This is a genomic window from Acinetobacter sp. NIPH 284, assembly GCF_000369425.1.
In the GTDB taxonomy this organism is placed as follows: domain Bacteria; phylum Pseudomonadota; class Gammaproteobacteria; order Pseudomonadales; family Moraxellaceae; genus Acinetobacter.
This window is the reverse complement of sequence record NZ_KB850010.1, coordinates 484,751-500,707: the sequence shown is the minus strand read 5'-3', so window position 1 is coordinate 500,707 and position 15,957 is coordinate 484,751. Positions and strand designations below refer to the sequence as shown.

Genomic DNA, 15,957 nt, shown 5'->3' with positions numbered 1-15,957 from the left:
TAGATTTAAAACATACAAATAAAGAAAAAGGGAGGAGCTAAAACTCCTCCCATTTTCAAAGGGTGTGGCGTTGCTTATTGCGCAACAGCTTCCGCTTTTTCAACTTTCTTGGCAGGAACCAAGTTAGCAGGAGTCGTATAGTTCAAGCCCAAAGTTGAACTTGAGTACTGACGGATTTGATCTAACAACGCTGGATCGGTTGAAAGATCTTTACCATAAGAACGCACGATTTCATGCAACTTAGCATTCCATTCACCTTTGGTTTGCTTAGGGAAGGCTTTTTCAAGCAGGTTGAGCATGATGTAAGGTGAAGTTGACGCACCCGGAGAAGCACCTAACAATGCCGTTACAGACTTGTCTTTAGAGGCAAAGATTTCTGTACCGAATTGTAATTTAGCAGGTTTGCCCGGTTCTTTTTTGATGATCTGAACGCGTTGACCACCTTGTTGTAAATGCCAGTCTTTTGGATCAGCTTCAGGGTAGTATTTTTTCAACTCGTTGAAACGATCTGCATCAGACATCAACACTTGGCTCACCAGATACTGAACAAGATCAGCATTTTGTAGACCAATTGCAGCCATAGGCAAGACGTTGTTTTTGTTGGTCGATGCAAGCAAATCAAGCTGTGAACCATTTTTCAGGAACTTGTTTGAATAGGTTGCAAATGGGCCAAACAACACATATTTTTTACCGTCGATATAACGGGTATCGATATGTGGAACAGACATTGGAGGTGCACCCAGATCAGCACGACCATAGACCTTGGCTGTGTGTTTTGCTGTTACCGCAGGATTGTCAGTCACAAGGAACTCACCACCCACAGGGAAACCCGCATATTGTTGCGCTTCTGGTAAACCAGTCATTTGCAATAATTTAATTGCAGCACCGCCAGCACCAATAAACACGAAACGTGTTTTTACATGACTGACTTCACCAGATTTGACATCTTTGAATGCAACAGACCAAGTATTATCGTCATTCTTACTAATCCCAGTGACTTCAGTCGAAGTTCTGAGTTTAAAGTTTGGACTTTTCTCGAGATTGTTAATCAATTGCTTGGTGATTGCACCGTAGTTCACGTCAGAACCAACGTCCATACGAGTTGCAGCCACTTTTTGCTGAGGATCACGACCGTCCATCACCAATGGTGCCCACTGCTGAATTTCGGCTTTGTCCTCACTCAATTTCATGCCAGCGAATAACGGATTTTGAATCATGGCAGCATAACGCTTTTCCATGAAGTTCACGTTATCGCCCCATACGAATGCAATGTGTGGTACTGGGTTAATGAATGTACTTGGTGTTTCTAATACACCTTGTTTCACTTGATAAGCCCAGAATTGCTTAGCAATTTCGAATTGGCTTGCCACTTTAACCGCTTTAGAAATGTCCATTTTACCGTCTTTTTCTTCGGTATAGTTCATTTCCATAAAGCCAGAGTGTCCTGTACCCGCATTGTTAAAGCCATTTGAACTTTCTTGTGCGACTGCATCAAGACGTTCATACATGCGGATGTTCCAGTCAGGTTGTAACTCGTTGAGGTAAGTACCAAGTGTGGCACTCATGATTCCACCGCCGACCAATACAGCATCAACAACAGTTTCATCATTTTTCGTTTTAATTGCCTTAGACGTAATCGGTCTAAAAAGAAAGGCAATAGCAATCACTATTAGTACCAGTAATAGTACTAATAAATACTTCCAGAATTTTTTCATTCAATTTACCTTAAAAATTAAATGACTCCCTATATGGGTAATATAGAGAGAAAGGATTTCAATAAGAATTGGCGCAATCAAGGCACATCAGTAAAAGGGTTGTCTTGACTGATGTTTGGAGAAAAAGTTCGTGAATTTTACTTTAAAATAGAAAGGATTTTGGTATACCAAATGTTGCAATATGTATTATTCAAGTCATTTTGAATGGTAGATTATAGGTCTTATTGTTTCTTGTTCTAGTCAATCTAAGTTTTGTAGCTTAAAGGGACATTTAATATTTATAACCATTAAAAAAAGGCTGTCTAATGACAGCCTTTTTCCACTCGGTAAATGACCTTACCAGCTTAAAGCACCACCAGTTTGGTAATCCGTAACGCGCGTTTCAAAGAAATTCTTCTCTTTACGCAAGTCCATCATCTCAGACATCCATGCAAATGGGTTTGTTACACCAGCGAATTGCTCTGGTAAACCAAGTTGCGATAAACGACGGTTACAGATGAATTTCAAGTATTCTTCCATCATGCTTGCATTCATACCCAATACACCACGTGGCATCGTATCACGTGCGTATTCGATCTCAAGCATTGTACCTTCAAGAATCATTTGAATGACTTCTTGTTGGAATTCGGCAGTCCAAAGGTGAGGGTTCTCAATCTTGATTTGGTTGATCATATCAATACCAAAGTTCAAGTGCATAGATTCATCACGTAGGATGTATTGGAATTGCTCAGCAACACCATTCATCTTGTTGCGACGACCCATACTCAAGATTTGAGTAAAACCACAGTAGAAGAAAATACCTTCTAATACACAGTAGAATGCGATCAAGTTACGAAGTAAGCGTTGGTCGTTTTCAGGTGTTCCTGTATGGAATGTAGGATCACTTAAAGATTGTGTATATTTCAAGCCCCATGATGCTTTACGTGCAACACTTGGAATCTCACGGTACATGTTAAAGACTTCGCCTTCATCCATACCTAAAGATTCAATACAGTATTGATACGCATGTGTATGAATCGCTTCTTCAAATGCTTGACGCAAAATGTACTGGCGGCATTCTGGGTTGGTGATGTGGCGATAGATCGCCAAGACCAAGTTGTTTGCAACCAACGAATCTGCAGTTGAGAAGAAACCTAAAGAGCGCATGACAATGGTACGCTCATCTTCTGTTAAGCCATTTTCAGACTTCCAAAGCGCGATGTCATGGTTCATGTTCACTTCTTGCGGCATCCAGTGGTTTGCACACCCGTCAAGATACTTTTGCCAAGCCCACTCATATTTAAATGGAACAAGCTGGTTCAAGTCGGCACGACAGTTGATCATGGCTTTATCATCAACTTGTACGCGCTGTGCACCCATTTCAAGCTCTTCTAAGCCCGGTGCAACGTCCAAATGATCTAGGGCTGCAGATGCTCTAGCCAACGAATCGGTTGGATTTGTTGCTCGGTTGGCACTGGTTCCAGTGGGTTGTGCAACTGCCACGCGCGGCGATGGTTGCTCTGCATTAGATACCACCTGCGTATTAACCGTTTTTTGCGAGTCGAGGGACGCAGACTTGTGTTCAGGTGCAGTCGGTTTTTGCGTATCATCTTCAAAATCGTCCCAGCTAAGGATAGACATATTTAATCTCACTATAATCTTAATTTATTTACATTGCAGTTTTAAAAAATGAAAATGGCGCATAAGAAACACAGCAAAACAAAAAGGGTAATAATCAATCCCATCATCGCTAAACGTTTGAGATTGATAGTTGCGGGAAGTGAGTTTGGCGTTAATAATTTGCCTGTTTCATCATAAATGGCAATCGCTCTTGCCCCGCTACTTAGCCCTAGCTCTTGTAATGCTCGTATTTCTACTTGTGTTAAACCAAATTCCATTCGCTCCATTGCTTGAATAAACATATAAGGAGCTAAATACTTAAAATCGCCACCACCACGTTTGAGTAACTGCGTTAATGTAGTTTCAGCGATACTAAAATCACCTAATAACGAACGTGGATGTGAAAACTGTGCACATTCAGTTAGATATTCTGTAGAAGATGGATAATGAAGTACTATCCGATCGACATAAATCTGTACTAAAACAGCAGGAGCATTAGCATATCGTTCTAAATCAGTTTGAAGCATAGTTCTACTTCCCAATAAAGCACTTTATTGATCTTGCTTACGCTGTTGTTTCCGAATGGCTAAAAATGCATAGACCATTGGTACATAAAAGAAAATAAAGGCAAAGATTAAAACAGCTAGTCCTAACATGTAGTTATGGCTAATATTGAACATAATCCTTGCCTCTTTCCTTTAAATCTTAAATAAACCCTACTTTATTTAAGAGGGGTTTCTCCAAGATCTAATTACTGACAAGCTTCACAATCTGGATTGTCGATTGAACAAGCCATTGGTACAGGTGCTGCTGTAGTGAAACCATCTTCTTCAACTTGAGCTTCTGGTTTCTTCTCCTCAACCGCTTTAGCTACAACGACAGGAGCCTCAACTGATGCTGGTTTAACTGCATTCAATGCACCAGTATTAATTGTTGATTTCTCAGCAGATGTTGCACCTAAAGCTCGGAGGTAATACGTCGTTTTAAGACCACGTAACCATGCCATCTTATACGTGATGTCAAGTTTCTTACCATTCGCGCCAGCGATGTAAAGGTTCAATGACTGTGCTTGATCGATCCACTTTTGACGACGAGATGCAGCATCTACGATCCAACGTGTATCCACTTCAAACGCAGTTGCGAAGATCGCTTTTAACTCTTCAGGAATGCGTGCAATCTTTTGTACTGAACCTTCGAAGTGTTTCAGGTCATTCACCATCACAGTGTCCCACAGACCACGTTCTTTTAATGCACGGACAAGGTAAGGGTTGATTACAGTGAATTCACCAGAAAGGTTAGATTTCACATACAAGTTCTGGAATGTTGGCTCAATTGATTGAGACACGCCACAAATGTTTGAAATGGTTGCAGTCGGTGCAATTGCCATCACATTCGAGTTACGCATACCGTCTTTTTGAACTTTGGCACGTAAGCTATCCCAATCTAAACGTTGTGTACGATCAACTTCGAACATACGCTCTGGACGAGATTTCGCAACAATTTCTAAAGAGTCGATTGGCAAGATACCTTGATCCCACAATGAACCTTTAAATGTTTCGTAAGTACCACGCTCAACCGCCAAGTCGCTAGATGTTTGAATCGCGTAATAGCTGATCACTTCCATTGATTCATCAGCAAATTCAACTGCTGCATCTGAACCATAAGCAATGCCCATTTCATAAAGTGCATCCTGGAAGCCCATGATACCCATACCCACAGGGCGGTGTTTCAGGTTCGAGTTCTTCGCTTGTGGAACAGCGTAGTAGTTGATGTCGATGACGTTGTCGAGCATACGTACTGCAGTTTTAATAGTACGTGCTAATTTTTCACGGTCTAACACACCACCTTGAACGTGTTGCACAAGGTTGATTGAACCCAAGTTACACACCGCAATTTCATCTTGGTTAGTATTGAGGGTAATTTCAGTACATAAGTTAGATGAGTGCACTACGCCAACGTGTTGTTGTGGTGAACGTAAGTTACATACGTCTTTGAATGTGATCCACGGATGACCTGTTTCGAATAACATCGAAAGCATTTTGCGCCATAAGTCTTTGGCACGGACTTTCTTGTGCAGCATGTTTTCTTGTTTTGCTACAGCTTCGTAGTGTGCATAACGCTCAGCAAATTCAGCACCCGTTAAATCATGCAAGTCTGGTGTTTCAGAAGGTGTGAATAGTGTCCATTCAGCATCTTCAAATACACGTTGCATAAATAAATCAGGAACCCAGTTTGCTGTGTTCATGTCATGTGTACGGCGACGATCATCACCTGTGTTTTTACGTAGCTCTAGGAATTCTTCAACATCCAAGTGCCAAGTTTCGAGGTATGCACAAACTGCACCTTTACGCTTACCACCTTGGTTTACCGCAACAGCGGTATCGTTTGCAACTTTCAGGAATGGAACAACACCTTGTGATTTACCGTTTGTGCCTTTGATATACGAGTTCAACGCACGAACAGGTGTCCAGTCATTTCCTAAACCGCCTGCCCATTTTGATAGCATAGCGTTATCACGCATTGCACCATAAATGTCATACAGGTCATCACCAATAGTTGTTAAGTAACAGCTTGATAATTGTGGGCGTAATGTACCTGAGTTAAATAGCGTTGGCGTAGATGCCATGTAATCGAAGCTAGATAATAAGTTATAGAACTCGATTGCACGCTCTTCTTTATTTTCTTCATTGAGTGCGAGACCCATTGAAACACGCATAAAGAATAATTGCGGTAATTCAAAACGTACGCCATTTGAATGAATGAAGTAACGATCGAATAAAGTTTGTAGGCCTAGATAGGTAAATTGATTTGAGCGTTCAGGTTGAATCGCTGCTGATAATTTAGCAAGGTCAAAATTAAGAAGATCAGGAGATAAAAGATCAAGCTCGATCCCTTTCTTCAAGAAAGGTTCTAAAGCATCATTTTCCAATGTGTCTGTAGATAGACCTAAGAACTCTAAACCTGTGCTCACTAGCTCATTACGTAATAAGCGTGCAGTCACATACGTATAGTTTGGCTCTTGCTCGATACGAGTACGTGTTGCCATCATCATGGTCGTTGCGATGTCGCTTTCTTTTACACCGTTGTATAAATTTTTAACGGTCTCATCGACGATCGCTTGAACATCAATCCCTTCCAAACCTTCACTTGCTGTTTCGATTGTCGCTGTAAGTACACCGAGGTCTAATGGTTGGAGCTGTCCATGAGCATCAGTGATTTGAAGGGTAGGATGATGGTTCGCACCTGCTTGCTGACGAGCAGTGGCACGTTGTTCACGATAAATAACGTAGGCACGTGCAACTTTTTGCTCGCCTGTACGCATCAGTGCTAATTCAACTTGGTCTTGAATTTCTTCGATATGAATTGTGCCACCTGACGGTAAGCGGCGGTTAAAGGTATTCAGCACCATTTCTGTAAGTTGCTCAATACGGTCATGGATACGACTTGAGTCGGCTCCCTGCTGACCCTCAACAGCTAAAAAGGCTTTTCCAATCGCAACAGAAATCTTTTCGGCATTAAATGTCGCGATTTCTCCAGTGCGCTTAATAACCTGAATTTGGCCAGGTGCGGAAGTGATGATGCTCATGTCAGCATAGCTCCATTATCATCTATTTTTATGTTCATAGACCGTTTGAACCGTGTACAGAATATGTCACGATGTTTGAGGGATAAACACAATACTTAGTGGTTAAAGTTTATTTTCAACACAAGATACGGGATTTTTTACAGCAGATCAATCCTTGACATTTTGGTAATTTTTTTTTCATGTCTTAACTGCTGAATTCACAGGCACATAGCATAACAAAGCCATTAAGAAAGGCTTATAGATAACTCTGTGGATAAGTCAAAAAACAAACACTTAAATTATTTCGGAAGCGCAAAGAAACAAATTGTTTAATACTGGTACAAAATTTATACTCAATATCCATGTTGTTTATAACAAGCATGTAATTCTGAAAAAGACATTAAAATTCATCATATTAATAAAAATATAACAAAAGTGCTTAGCCGTGTATCAGTTTGGTGAACGCCTACTTGTTTACAATGTAAACGTGTGTATATTGCAAAACATAAACCAATGTATCTGTCAGATTTTTATAGATAGATTCACTCTAATTGTAGGGGCATACAAATGAGCCAAGAAGAAAAGTTACCAAAAATTTTGATCGTTGAAGATGACGAACGTTTAGCTCGCTTAACACAAGAGTATTTGATTCGTAACGGTTTAGAAGTTGGGGTCGAAACAGATGGTAATCGTGCGATTCGCCGTATTATCAGTGAGCAACCAGATTTAGTTGTCTTGGATGTGATGTTACCAGGTGCAGATGGTTTAACCGTTTGTCGAGAAGTTCGTCCACATTACCATCAACCGATCTTGATGTTGACAGCGCGTACAGAAGATATGGATCAGGTACTTGGTTTAGAAATGGGTGCAGATGACTATGTTGCTAAACCCGTTCAACCACGTGTTTTATTAGCTCGTATTCGTGCTTTATTACGTCGTACTGATAAAACAGTTGAAGACGAAGTTGCTCAACGTATCGAGTTTGATGATCTCGTGATTGATAACGGTGGTCGTTCAGTGACTTTAAACGGTGAGCTGGTTGATTTTACGAGCGCTGAATATGACTTGTTGTGGTTACTAGCTTCAAACGCAGGGCGCATCTTATCTCGTGAAGATATTTTTGAGCGTCTCCGTGGTATTGAATACGATGGTCAAGACCGTTCGATCGATGTGCGTATTTCACGTATTCGTCCAAAAATTGGTGATGATCCAGAAAATCCAAAACGTATCAAAACTGTGCGTAGCAAAGGTTATTTATTCGTTAAAGAAACTAACGGGATATAATTTGCATCTTGCTTTAAATTAGCTTGGATTTATTTCCCTTATGGTAAGTCGAGTACTAAAAAACAGCATTTTCTTGCGAATTTATGCTGGATTAGTGGTTTTAGTTGTTGTTGTTGCCGCATTTTGTTATTTGCTGGTACAGGTCATCAACTATCAACGCGCGCAAGAATATCGTGAATATCTGACGGATGGTATTTCATATGTCATCAGTGAGGGGGTATCTCGACAGCCTCAAAAACAACAAAAGCTAGATTGGATTTCTGATGCTTCCGATTTACTAGAACTTCCAATCTACTATGTTGATGCAGCACGTGTAGAGCTTTCTCGTACTGAGAAAAAGCGGATTGCTGAGCAGAAATCGGTGGTTCGTTATGATGCCAATAATGGTGTGGGTTATATCATTATTGGTTTGAAAGATGATGCGAAACATTATCTTTATATCAAAGTGGATAAGCTCGGCGAGCGCCAAATGAAGGCATTGCCAATTTTTGTACTGGATTATTTGATTTTTTATCCGGGGCAAGAGCGTGAATATTTAGAAAGAATTAAAAAACATTTTTACTATCCGATTACGATTGCCAATATTAAAGATATTAATCTAGATTCAGAGCAAATCGGTCGTTTACGTCAAGACCAAAGTATTCTGTTATATAAGGATAGTGCAACTGTACGTGGTACTACCATCTCCATTGTATCTCCAATGCCAAACCATCCTGCACAAGTTCTTATCTTAGGTCCAGTTCCAATGTTTAATTGGATGCCTTTTCAGCTTTCAGCAGGTATTACCTTATTTAGCTTATTCTTATTAAGTCTAGGTGTTTACGGTTTAATTCTACCGCTTGAGCGGAAAATTCGTCAGGTTCGTCATGCCCTGAATAAAATGAAATCGGGTGACCTGTCATTACGTGTTCCGATTGAAGGCACAGATGAAATGGCAAATTTGGCATCAAGTTATAACAATATGTCAGACCATATCCAGCGCCTGATTGAGGCGCAACGGGAATTAATGCGCGCAGTGTCGCATGAACTCAGAACGCCTGTGGCGCGTATCCGCTTTGGTATGGAGATGCTGGCAGAAGAGGATGACTATAGTTACCGTATTCAGCAGGTGGAGATGATTGATAAGGATATTGAGGCACTCAATACCCTGATTGATGAAATCATGACCTATGCGAAACTGGAGCAGGGTACACCATCTTTGGACTTTGAGGACCTTGTGCTGGTCGAAGTACTTGATCAGGTTGCAATGGAAACTGAAGCACTGAAGACTCAAAAAGAAATTGAGTTAATTGCACCGCCGTTGTCATTATCTGTAGATGCTGAACGTCGCTATTTGCATCGTGTGGTACAAAACTTGGTTGGAAATGCCGTTCGTTATTGCGATCATAAAGTTCGAATTAGTGGTGGTGTTCGTGCTGATGGTAAGGCATATGTCTGTGTAGAGGACGATGGGCCGGGCATTCCAGAGCAAGAGCGCGCACGTATTTTTGAAGCCTTTGCTCGTTTGGATGATAGTCGTACACGCGCATCAGGTGGGTATGGTTTGGGTTTATCAATCGTGAGTCGTATCGCGTATTGGTTCGGTGGAGATATTATGGTAGACCAAAGCCCTAACTTAGGTGGCGCACGTTTTACCATGACATGGCCAGCGAAGCGTTATAAACAAAACATAAAAAAATAGTTTTAATTCATTTAAGCTTGTATGAAGAATATAAGAAAGCCAAAGCATCAAGCTTTGGCTTTAATTTTTTATGAAGCATAAATATTGCTTATTCATGAATAGATGAATCAGGCTCGATTAATGGATGACCAGACCTTAAGCCATTCAGTGCATCTATATTAAAATCTAGAAGTAATGAATTATTTTTTACGTCTATTTTATAACTTTTAATCAATGGTTGATCTCCATTTAATGTTTCAACTTTATAGCTATCAGCAATGTTTAGAATACTTTCAAGATTGGTTGTTGTTGCCGCAAAGTCTTCTCTAAAGACTTCATAGATATCTCTTAGGTCGAAAATTGCATTATCAGCATCAGGGTGTTTTTGAATATAACTTTCAATGTGCCGCATCAGCAGCTGTGAAAAAAAGAAATAATCTGAGTCATGTGTATATTCTAAATGCATATTTTTCTCCTTGTTTGCTACTTTTAGAATATCGATCTCTCGGCCAAATAGTGTATAAAGTTAATTAAAGCATGTAGCTGAATTGCAACATATTATGTCGAAATGACAACCTGATTTCGGCCCTATCTTTTTGCGTGGTAAAGCGCATTGTCCGCCTGCTTGAATAAATGCTCAATCGGCTGGTGATTTTCGGGCGTGCAAATGCACAGGCCAATGCTAAGCTGAATGAAAAAATGCTGCTATTGATCAATTGAAATAGGAGTTTGGCTCATGTGTCGGCGAATCTGTTCGGCACAGGTATGAACAGCCTCAATGCTGACACTTTTCTTTGGGGTAAATTAGGTCGGGCTATTATATAAATTTTGTTTAAATTTTCAGCACAAATTTGTATCAATGCAATGATTTAGTTCATGCTGCAATATTTTTGAGCATTGATGACAAGTTGCGGATATTTTTGGCGCAAGAATAAAGAAAAAAATGATTAACATTGGTTAGTCGATTTGATAATTCGATTTTTAAGGGTGAATTTGTAGCGATCTAGGTCGTATCAGGAAATTAATCAACAAAATCATCCTAAAGACTAAAGCGCTTCAACTAGCATGAGAAATTAGAAATCAGGTACAATTGGCGGGATTAATTTTGTGTTTGGTGTATTTGAAGGCCAATACATACATTCTTTGTTAAAAATAGGCCTGCCAGGAGTTATCCCCGCATGAGTGCCATTACTCCATACGATTGGGCGATTATCGCCTTCGTGATCGGCGTTACATTTCTTTGCGTTTTTATGCTTACAGTTCCCTTACTCCTCGGGGGTAAAGCATGGGGGCGTGCGAAGCAAGAGCAGTTTGAATCAGGTGTAGTTGGTGCGGGCGGTGCTCGTATCCGCTTGTCAGCCAAATTCTATTTAGTTGCAATTTTCTTCGTTGTCTTTGACTTGGAAGCTCTTTACCTCTACGCATGGTCGACATCAGTTCGTGAAGTAGGTTGGTTTGGATTTACCACGGTCGTTATTTTTGTTGTCGATCTTTTGATCGCTTTGGTTTATGCAATTTCTGTAGGCGCGCTGAATTGGGCACCTGTAGATCGTCGTAAATCTGCCGGTGTGACAACAAAAATTGGTTCACCGAATATGAATATTGCTGACATTACTCGATTCAATAATATTGAAGAGCTTGTTGTCGATCCTACTGGTCATATTCCAGCACAGTCTTCTGGTCGTGTTAAGTCTAAAACACCGACTACATCATCATTTGAACAGGAGTAAGTCGGGATGAAATATACTTTAACCCGTGCGAATCCAGATGCCGATCAGTATCCATTACAAGATCGTCAAATCGTAACTGATCCTCTTGAGGAAGAAGTGAATAAAAGTGTGATGATGACACGTCTTGAAGATGTGTTGCATACCGCAGTGAACTGGGGACGTAAAAACTCTTTATGGCCTTTTAACTTCGGTACATCATGCTGTTATGTTGAATATGCGACGACTTTAACTGGTGTACATGACTTGTCTCGTTTTGGTGCTGAGGTTATTCGTGCTTCACCACGTCAAGCAGATTTAATGATTGTTGCAGGAACCTGCTTTGTCAAAATGGCACCTGTAATTCAACGTTTGTATGAACAAATGCTTGAGCCTAAATGGGTCATCTCTATGGGTGCTTGTGCGAACTCTGGTGGTATGTACGACATCTATTCTGTAGTACAAGGTGTCGATAAAATTATTCCTGTTGATGTGTACATCCCAGGTTGCCCACCTCGTCCAGAAGCATTGATCCAAGCATTGATGTTACTTCAAGACCAAATTCAACTAGAGCGCCGTCCACTTTCAGCGGTGATTGGTGATGATCTTCAGCCTGTGTATAAGCCAAAGATGATGCCAGAACGCGATCGTAAAAATGCGGAACGTATTGCGGTGAAAAACTTACGCTCTATGGATGAAATTAAATAATTTGAACGATGAATTGTGACATGTCTGAAGAGACATGATCATCGGGAAAATTGCCAGAATTTGTATTAAATAGGAAGCCAAGCCAATGGCTGAAACTGACATTGCTATGCCAGAGTCAACGCAAGTTGATTCACGCCCAGCATTTGCAATCGTAGAAGAGCTCAAAACCAAATTTGGTGAGAACTTCTATGTGCAGGCGACTTTTGAAGAGTTTCCAACAGTCTGGGTTGAGCGCGCACGCGTGCAAGAAGTCCTTATGTTCCTCCGTAAAGTGGAACGTCCTTATGTAATGCTGTTTGACTTATCTGCGGTTGATGAGCGTTTACGTGTTCACCGTGATGGTTTACCAGCATCAGATTTTACTGTGTTTTATCATTTGTTATCGCTTGAGCGTAATAGTGATATTCGTATTAAAGTTGCATTAAATGAAAATGATTTAAGCATCCCAACCGCAACCAATATTTGGCCAAATGCCAACTGGTACGAGCGTGAAGCTTACGATATGTTTGGCATCGATTTCGCAGGGCATCCTATGCTCCGTCGTATCTTGTTGCCAACCTATTGGGAAGGTCATCCGTTGCGTAAAGAATATTCTGCGCGTGCGACAGAATATACGCCATATATGCAAGATCAAGCGAAACAAGATTTCGAACAAGAACACTTACGTTTCGTACCAGAAGACTGGGGTCTAAAACGCGGTAACGCTGATGAAGACTTCATGTTCCTCAACTTAGGTCCTAACCATCCATCTGCGCACGGTGCGTTCCGTGTGGTATTGCAGTTGGACGGTGAAGAAGTGAAAGATTGCGTACCTGATATTGGTTATCACCACCGTGGTGTGGAAAAGATGGCTGAACGTCAGACATGGCATTCATTTATTCCTTATACCGATCGTGTTGACTACTTGGGCGGTTGTGCGCAAAACATGCCTTATGTGATGGCAGTTGAGCAGCTTGCTGGTATTAAAGTACCTGAGCGTGCGCAAGTCATTCGTGTGATGTTAAACGAATTATTCCGTATCAATAACCACTTATTATTCTGTGGTACAGCGATTCAGGATGCGGGTGGTATGACCCCTGTGTTCTATATGTTCGCAGACCGTCAAAAAGTCTATGACATCGTTGAAGCGATCACGGGTTACCGTATGCATCCAGCATGGTTCCGTATTGGTGGTACGGCGCATGACCTTCCAAACAATTGGCAAAAACTTGTTAAAGAATTGCTAGAGTGGATGCCAAAACGTTTGAACGAGTACTACACTGCGGCACTTAAAAACTCAGTATTTATTGGTCGTACCCGCAATGTTGCTCAATACGACGCTAAATCTGCGTTGGCTTGGGGTGTAACGGGTACTGGTTTACGTGCAACGGGTATTGACTTTGACGTTCGTAAATATCGTCCATACAGTGGTTATGAAAACTTCGACTTTGATATTCCAGTGGAATATGAAGGCGATGCATATGCACGTGTCTTGGTTCACTTCCGTGAAATTACTGAGTCGTTGAAAATTATTCAACAGTGCTTGGACAACATGCCATCTGGTCCTTATAAAGCGGATCATCCACTGGCTGTTCCACCACCAAAAGATAAGACATTACAAGATATTGAAACCTTGATTACGCACTTCTTGAGCGTATCTTGGGGTCCTGTCATGCCTGCAGGTGAGTCATCATTTATGACTGAAGTGGTGAAAGGTGCGAGCACTTATTATTTGACTTCAGACAAGTCAACCATGAGTTACCGTACTCGTATTCGTACACCGACCTTCACACATTTGCAGCAAATGCCTTCTGTGATTAATGGCAGTTTGGTTTCTGACTTGATCATTTATTTGGCGACCATTGACGTGGTTATGGCTGACGTGGATCGCTAGGGGTAAACGATTATGATGATTTTGACTGATAAAAAACCTCGTGTGAATGTTGAAGGGATTTTGACTGCTGAAGAAATCCATGACATTGAACACCATATTGATCACTATCCATATCCACGTGCGGCATCATTGGATGCATTAAAATGCGTACAACGTCGTAATGGCTGGGTAGATGACGCTCAAATGAATGCGATTGCGCAATTGTTGACAATCAGTGTGGCAGATTTAGAGGGTGTAGCAACGTTCTATAACCGTATTTATCGCCAACCTGTAGGTCGTCATGTGATTTTGTTATGTGACTCAATTGCATGCTTCTTGATGGGTGCAGAAACTTTAGCAGAAGCATTTCAGCGAGAGTTAGGCATTCAGTATGGACAAACCACAGCAGATGGTCGTTTCACCTTGCTCCCAATTTGCTGTTTAGGCAACTGTGATAAAGGTCCAACGTTAATGATTGATGAAGATACTCACGGTTTAGTGGATGTGTCATCAGTTAAACAGTTATTGGAGAAGTATGTATGAATACTGAACCAAAACCAATTTATGGCGACGGTAATCCAGAAACTCATCCACTCACTTGGCGTTTGAGTAAGCAAGATGCTGTACGTAATGCTGATGAATACGAAGCTTTAGAAGGTTATGCAGGCTTCAAAAAAGCGCTCAGCATGCCACCAAAAGATGTACTTGACGTGATTAAAGCTGCGACAGTTAAAGGTCGTGGCGGTGCAGGCTTCCCAGCAGGGATCAAATGGTCACTGATGGCGCCAAACGACAATTCAGGTCCACGTTACCTGATCTGTAATGCTGATGAAATGGAACCAGGTACCTTTAAAGACCGTTTGTTGATGGAAAAACTTCCACATCAATTGATCGAAGGTATGTTGATCGCAGGTTATACCCTTGAAGCAACGCATGGTTATATCTTCATTCGTGGTGAATACATCGAAGCAGCTCAATACTTAAATGAAGCATTAGAGCAAGTTCGTGCCAAAGGTTACTTGGGTGAAAACATCCTCGGTACTGGTTGGAACTTTGAGATGCATGTGCACACGGGTGCAGGGCGTTATATCTGTGGTGAAGAAACTGCATTGATTAACTCGCTTGAAGGTCGTCGTGCCAATCCGCGTACTAAACCACCATTCCCACAAGTTGCTGGTGCATGGGGTCGTCCAACGATTGTCAATAACGTTGAAACCTATAATAACTTGCCAGCGATTATGTTGCGTGGTCCAGAATGGTATATCAACCTTTCTGCACATAAGTCTAAAGATCCAGGTACGAAGATCTATGGTGCATCAGGTAAGGTGAAATTCCCAGGACTTTGGGAACTTCCTTTTGGTACAACTGCGCGCGAAGTGATTGAAGATCATGCGGGCGGTATGCGTGACGGTCTAACACTGAAAGCATGGTTACCGGGTGGCGCATCAACAGATTTCTTGGCGGCTGAACATATTGACCTGCCAATGGACGCTGAAAGCATCATGAAAGCAGGTTCACGTTTAGGAACATGTTTGTTGATGGTGGTTGATGAAACCCAGTGTATGGTCTCTGCAACGCGTAATTTAGAAGAGTTCTTTGCACGTGAATCATGTGGTTTCTGTACACCGTGCCGTGATGGCTTACCTTGGGCAGTCAAAGCGCTGAAAGCACTCGAAACAGGTACAGGTAAGAAAGAAGATATCGATCATTTACAAGAACTGACTCGTAAATTATGGATCGGTAAAACTTTCTGTGCTCACGCACCGGGTGCGATGGAGCCGCTTATGGGCGCATTAAAATATTTCCGCCATGAGTTTGAAGCAAAGGTTAAAACCCATGCTTCTGCTCTTGACGTAGAACAAGCTTAA

The 15,957-nt window shown here is 41.4% G+C and carries 13 protein-coding genes and 1 pseudogene; 7 read left to right on the top strand and 7 right to left on the bottom strand.

Annotated features, from left to right (window positions below; genetic code table 11):
• Positions 1–74: 74 nt before the first annotated feature.
• The 5 genes from mqo to F908_RS05470 all read right to left on the bottom strand — a co-directional run bounded on the left by mqo (position 75) and on the right by F908_RS05470 (position 6,900).
• Complete coding sequence (gene mqo, locus F908_RS05485; protein WP_005158661.1) at positions 75–1,715, bottom strand: malate dehydrogenase (quinone); 1,641 nt, start codon at positions 1,713–1,715, stop codon at positions 75–77.
• Between the two features lie 336 nt (positions 1,716–2,051).
• Positions 2,052–3,335 carry a ribonucleotide-diphosphate reductase subunit beta gene (locus F908_RS05480; RefSeq protein WP_005158660.1) on the bottom strand — a complete coding sequence of 428 codons (1,284 nt, stop codon included), beginning with the start codon at positions 3,333–3,335 and terminating at the stop codon, positions 2,052–2,054.
• A gap of 41 nt (positions 3,336–3,376) precedes the next feature.
• Positions 3,377–3,841: a hypothetical protein gene (locus F908_RS05475; RefSeq protein WP_005158659.1), complete on the bottom strand. Its 465-nt coding sequence runs from the start codon at positions 3,839–3,841 to the stop codon at positions 3,377–3,379.
• Positions 3,842–3,865: 24 nt separating this feature from the next.
• On the bottom strand, positions 3,866–3,994 hold the full coding sequence (locus F908_RS15440; RefSeq protein WP_005158656.1) for a hypothetical protein: 129 nt from the start codon (positions 3,992–3,994) through the stop codon (positions 3,866–3,868).
• Positions 3,995–4,065: 71 nt separating this feature from the next.
• Entirely contained in the window at positions 4,066–6,900 is a 2,835-nt protein-coding gene (locus tag F908_RS05470; protein ID WP_005158654.1) for a ribonucleoside-diphosphate reductase subunit alpha, read from the bottom strand.
• A gap of 546 nt (positions 6,901–7,446) precedes the next feature.
• On the opposite strand from F908_RS05470, the gene bfmR reads away from it, so the two are divergent.
• Positions 7,447–8,163: a response regulator transcription factor BfmR gene (bfmR, locus tag F908_RS05465; RefSeq protein WP_004655457.1), complete on the top strand. Its 717-nt coding sequence runs from the start codon at positions 7,447–7,449 to the stop codon at positions 8,161–8,163.
• Positions 8,164–8,203: 40 nt separating this feature from the next.
• Positions 8,204–9,844, top strand: coding sequence for a sensor histidine kinase BfmS (gene bfmS / locus F908_RS05460; RefSeq protein ID WP_005158651.1), 1,641 nt, complete (start codon positions 8,204–8,206; stop codon positions 9,842–9,844).
• Positions 9,845–9,932: 88 nt separating this feature from the next.
• Here the strand turns inward: bfmS and F908_RS05455 are convergent, their stop codons facing one another.
• Together F908_RS05455 and F908_RS15430 are read right to left on the bottom strand one after the other, a co-directional pair.
• Positions 9,933–10,289, bottom strand: a complete 357-nt coding sequence (locus F908_RS05455; RefSeq protein WP_005158632.1) for a hypothetical protein — start codon at positions 10,287–10,289, stop codon at positions 9,933–9,935.
• A gap of 122 nt (positions 10,290–10,411) precedes the next feature.
• Positions 10,412–10,588: pseudogene (locus tag F908_RS15430) on the bottom strand (GGDEF domain-containing protein); the annotation flags it as partial.
• A 413-nt stretch (positions 10,589–11,001) separates the two neighbouring features.
• Between F908_RS15430 and ndhC the strand changes: the two are divergent.
• The 5 genes from ndhC to nuoF all read left to right on the top strand — a co-directional run bounded on the left by ndhC (position 11,002) and on the right by nuoF (position 15,957).
• Complete coding sequence (ndhC, locus tag F908_RS05450) at positions 11,002–11,553, top strand: NADH-quinone oxidoreductase subunit A (RefSeq protein ID WP_004663758.1); 552 nt, start codon at positions 11,002–11,004, stop codon at positions 11,551–11,553.
• A gap of 6 nt (positions 11,554–11,559) precedes the next feature.
• Positions 11,560–12,237: a NuoB/complex I 20 kDa subunit family protein gene (locus F908_RS05445; protein ID WP_004638049.1), complete on the top strand. Its 678-nt coding sequence runs from the start codon at positions 11,560–11,562 to the stop codon at positions 12,235–12,237.
• Between the two features lie 85 nt (positions 12,238–12,322).
• On the top strand, positions 12,323–14,110 hold the full coding sequence (gene nuoC / locus F908_RS05440) for an NADH-quinone oxidoreductase subunit C/D (RefSeq protein WP_005158629.1): 1,788 nt from the start codon (positions 12,323–12,325) through the stop codon (positions 14,108–14,110).
• Between the two features lie 12 nt (positions 14,111–14,122).
• On the top strand, positions 14,123–14,632 hold the full coding sequence (gene nuoE, locus F908_RS05435) for an NADH-quinone oxidoreductase subunit NuoE (RefSeq protein WP_004675093.1): 510 nt from the start codon (positions 14,123–14,125) through the stop codon (positions 14,630–14,632).
• Positions 14,629–15,957, top strand: coding sequence for an NADH-quinone oxidoreductase subunit NuoF (gene nuoF, locus F908_RS05430; protein ID WP_005158626.1), 1,329 nt, complete (start codon positions 14,629–14,631; stop codon positions 15,955–15,957). Before nuoE ends, nuoF begins: the two co-directional genes overlap by 4 nt.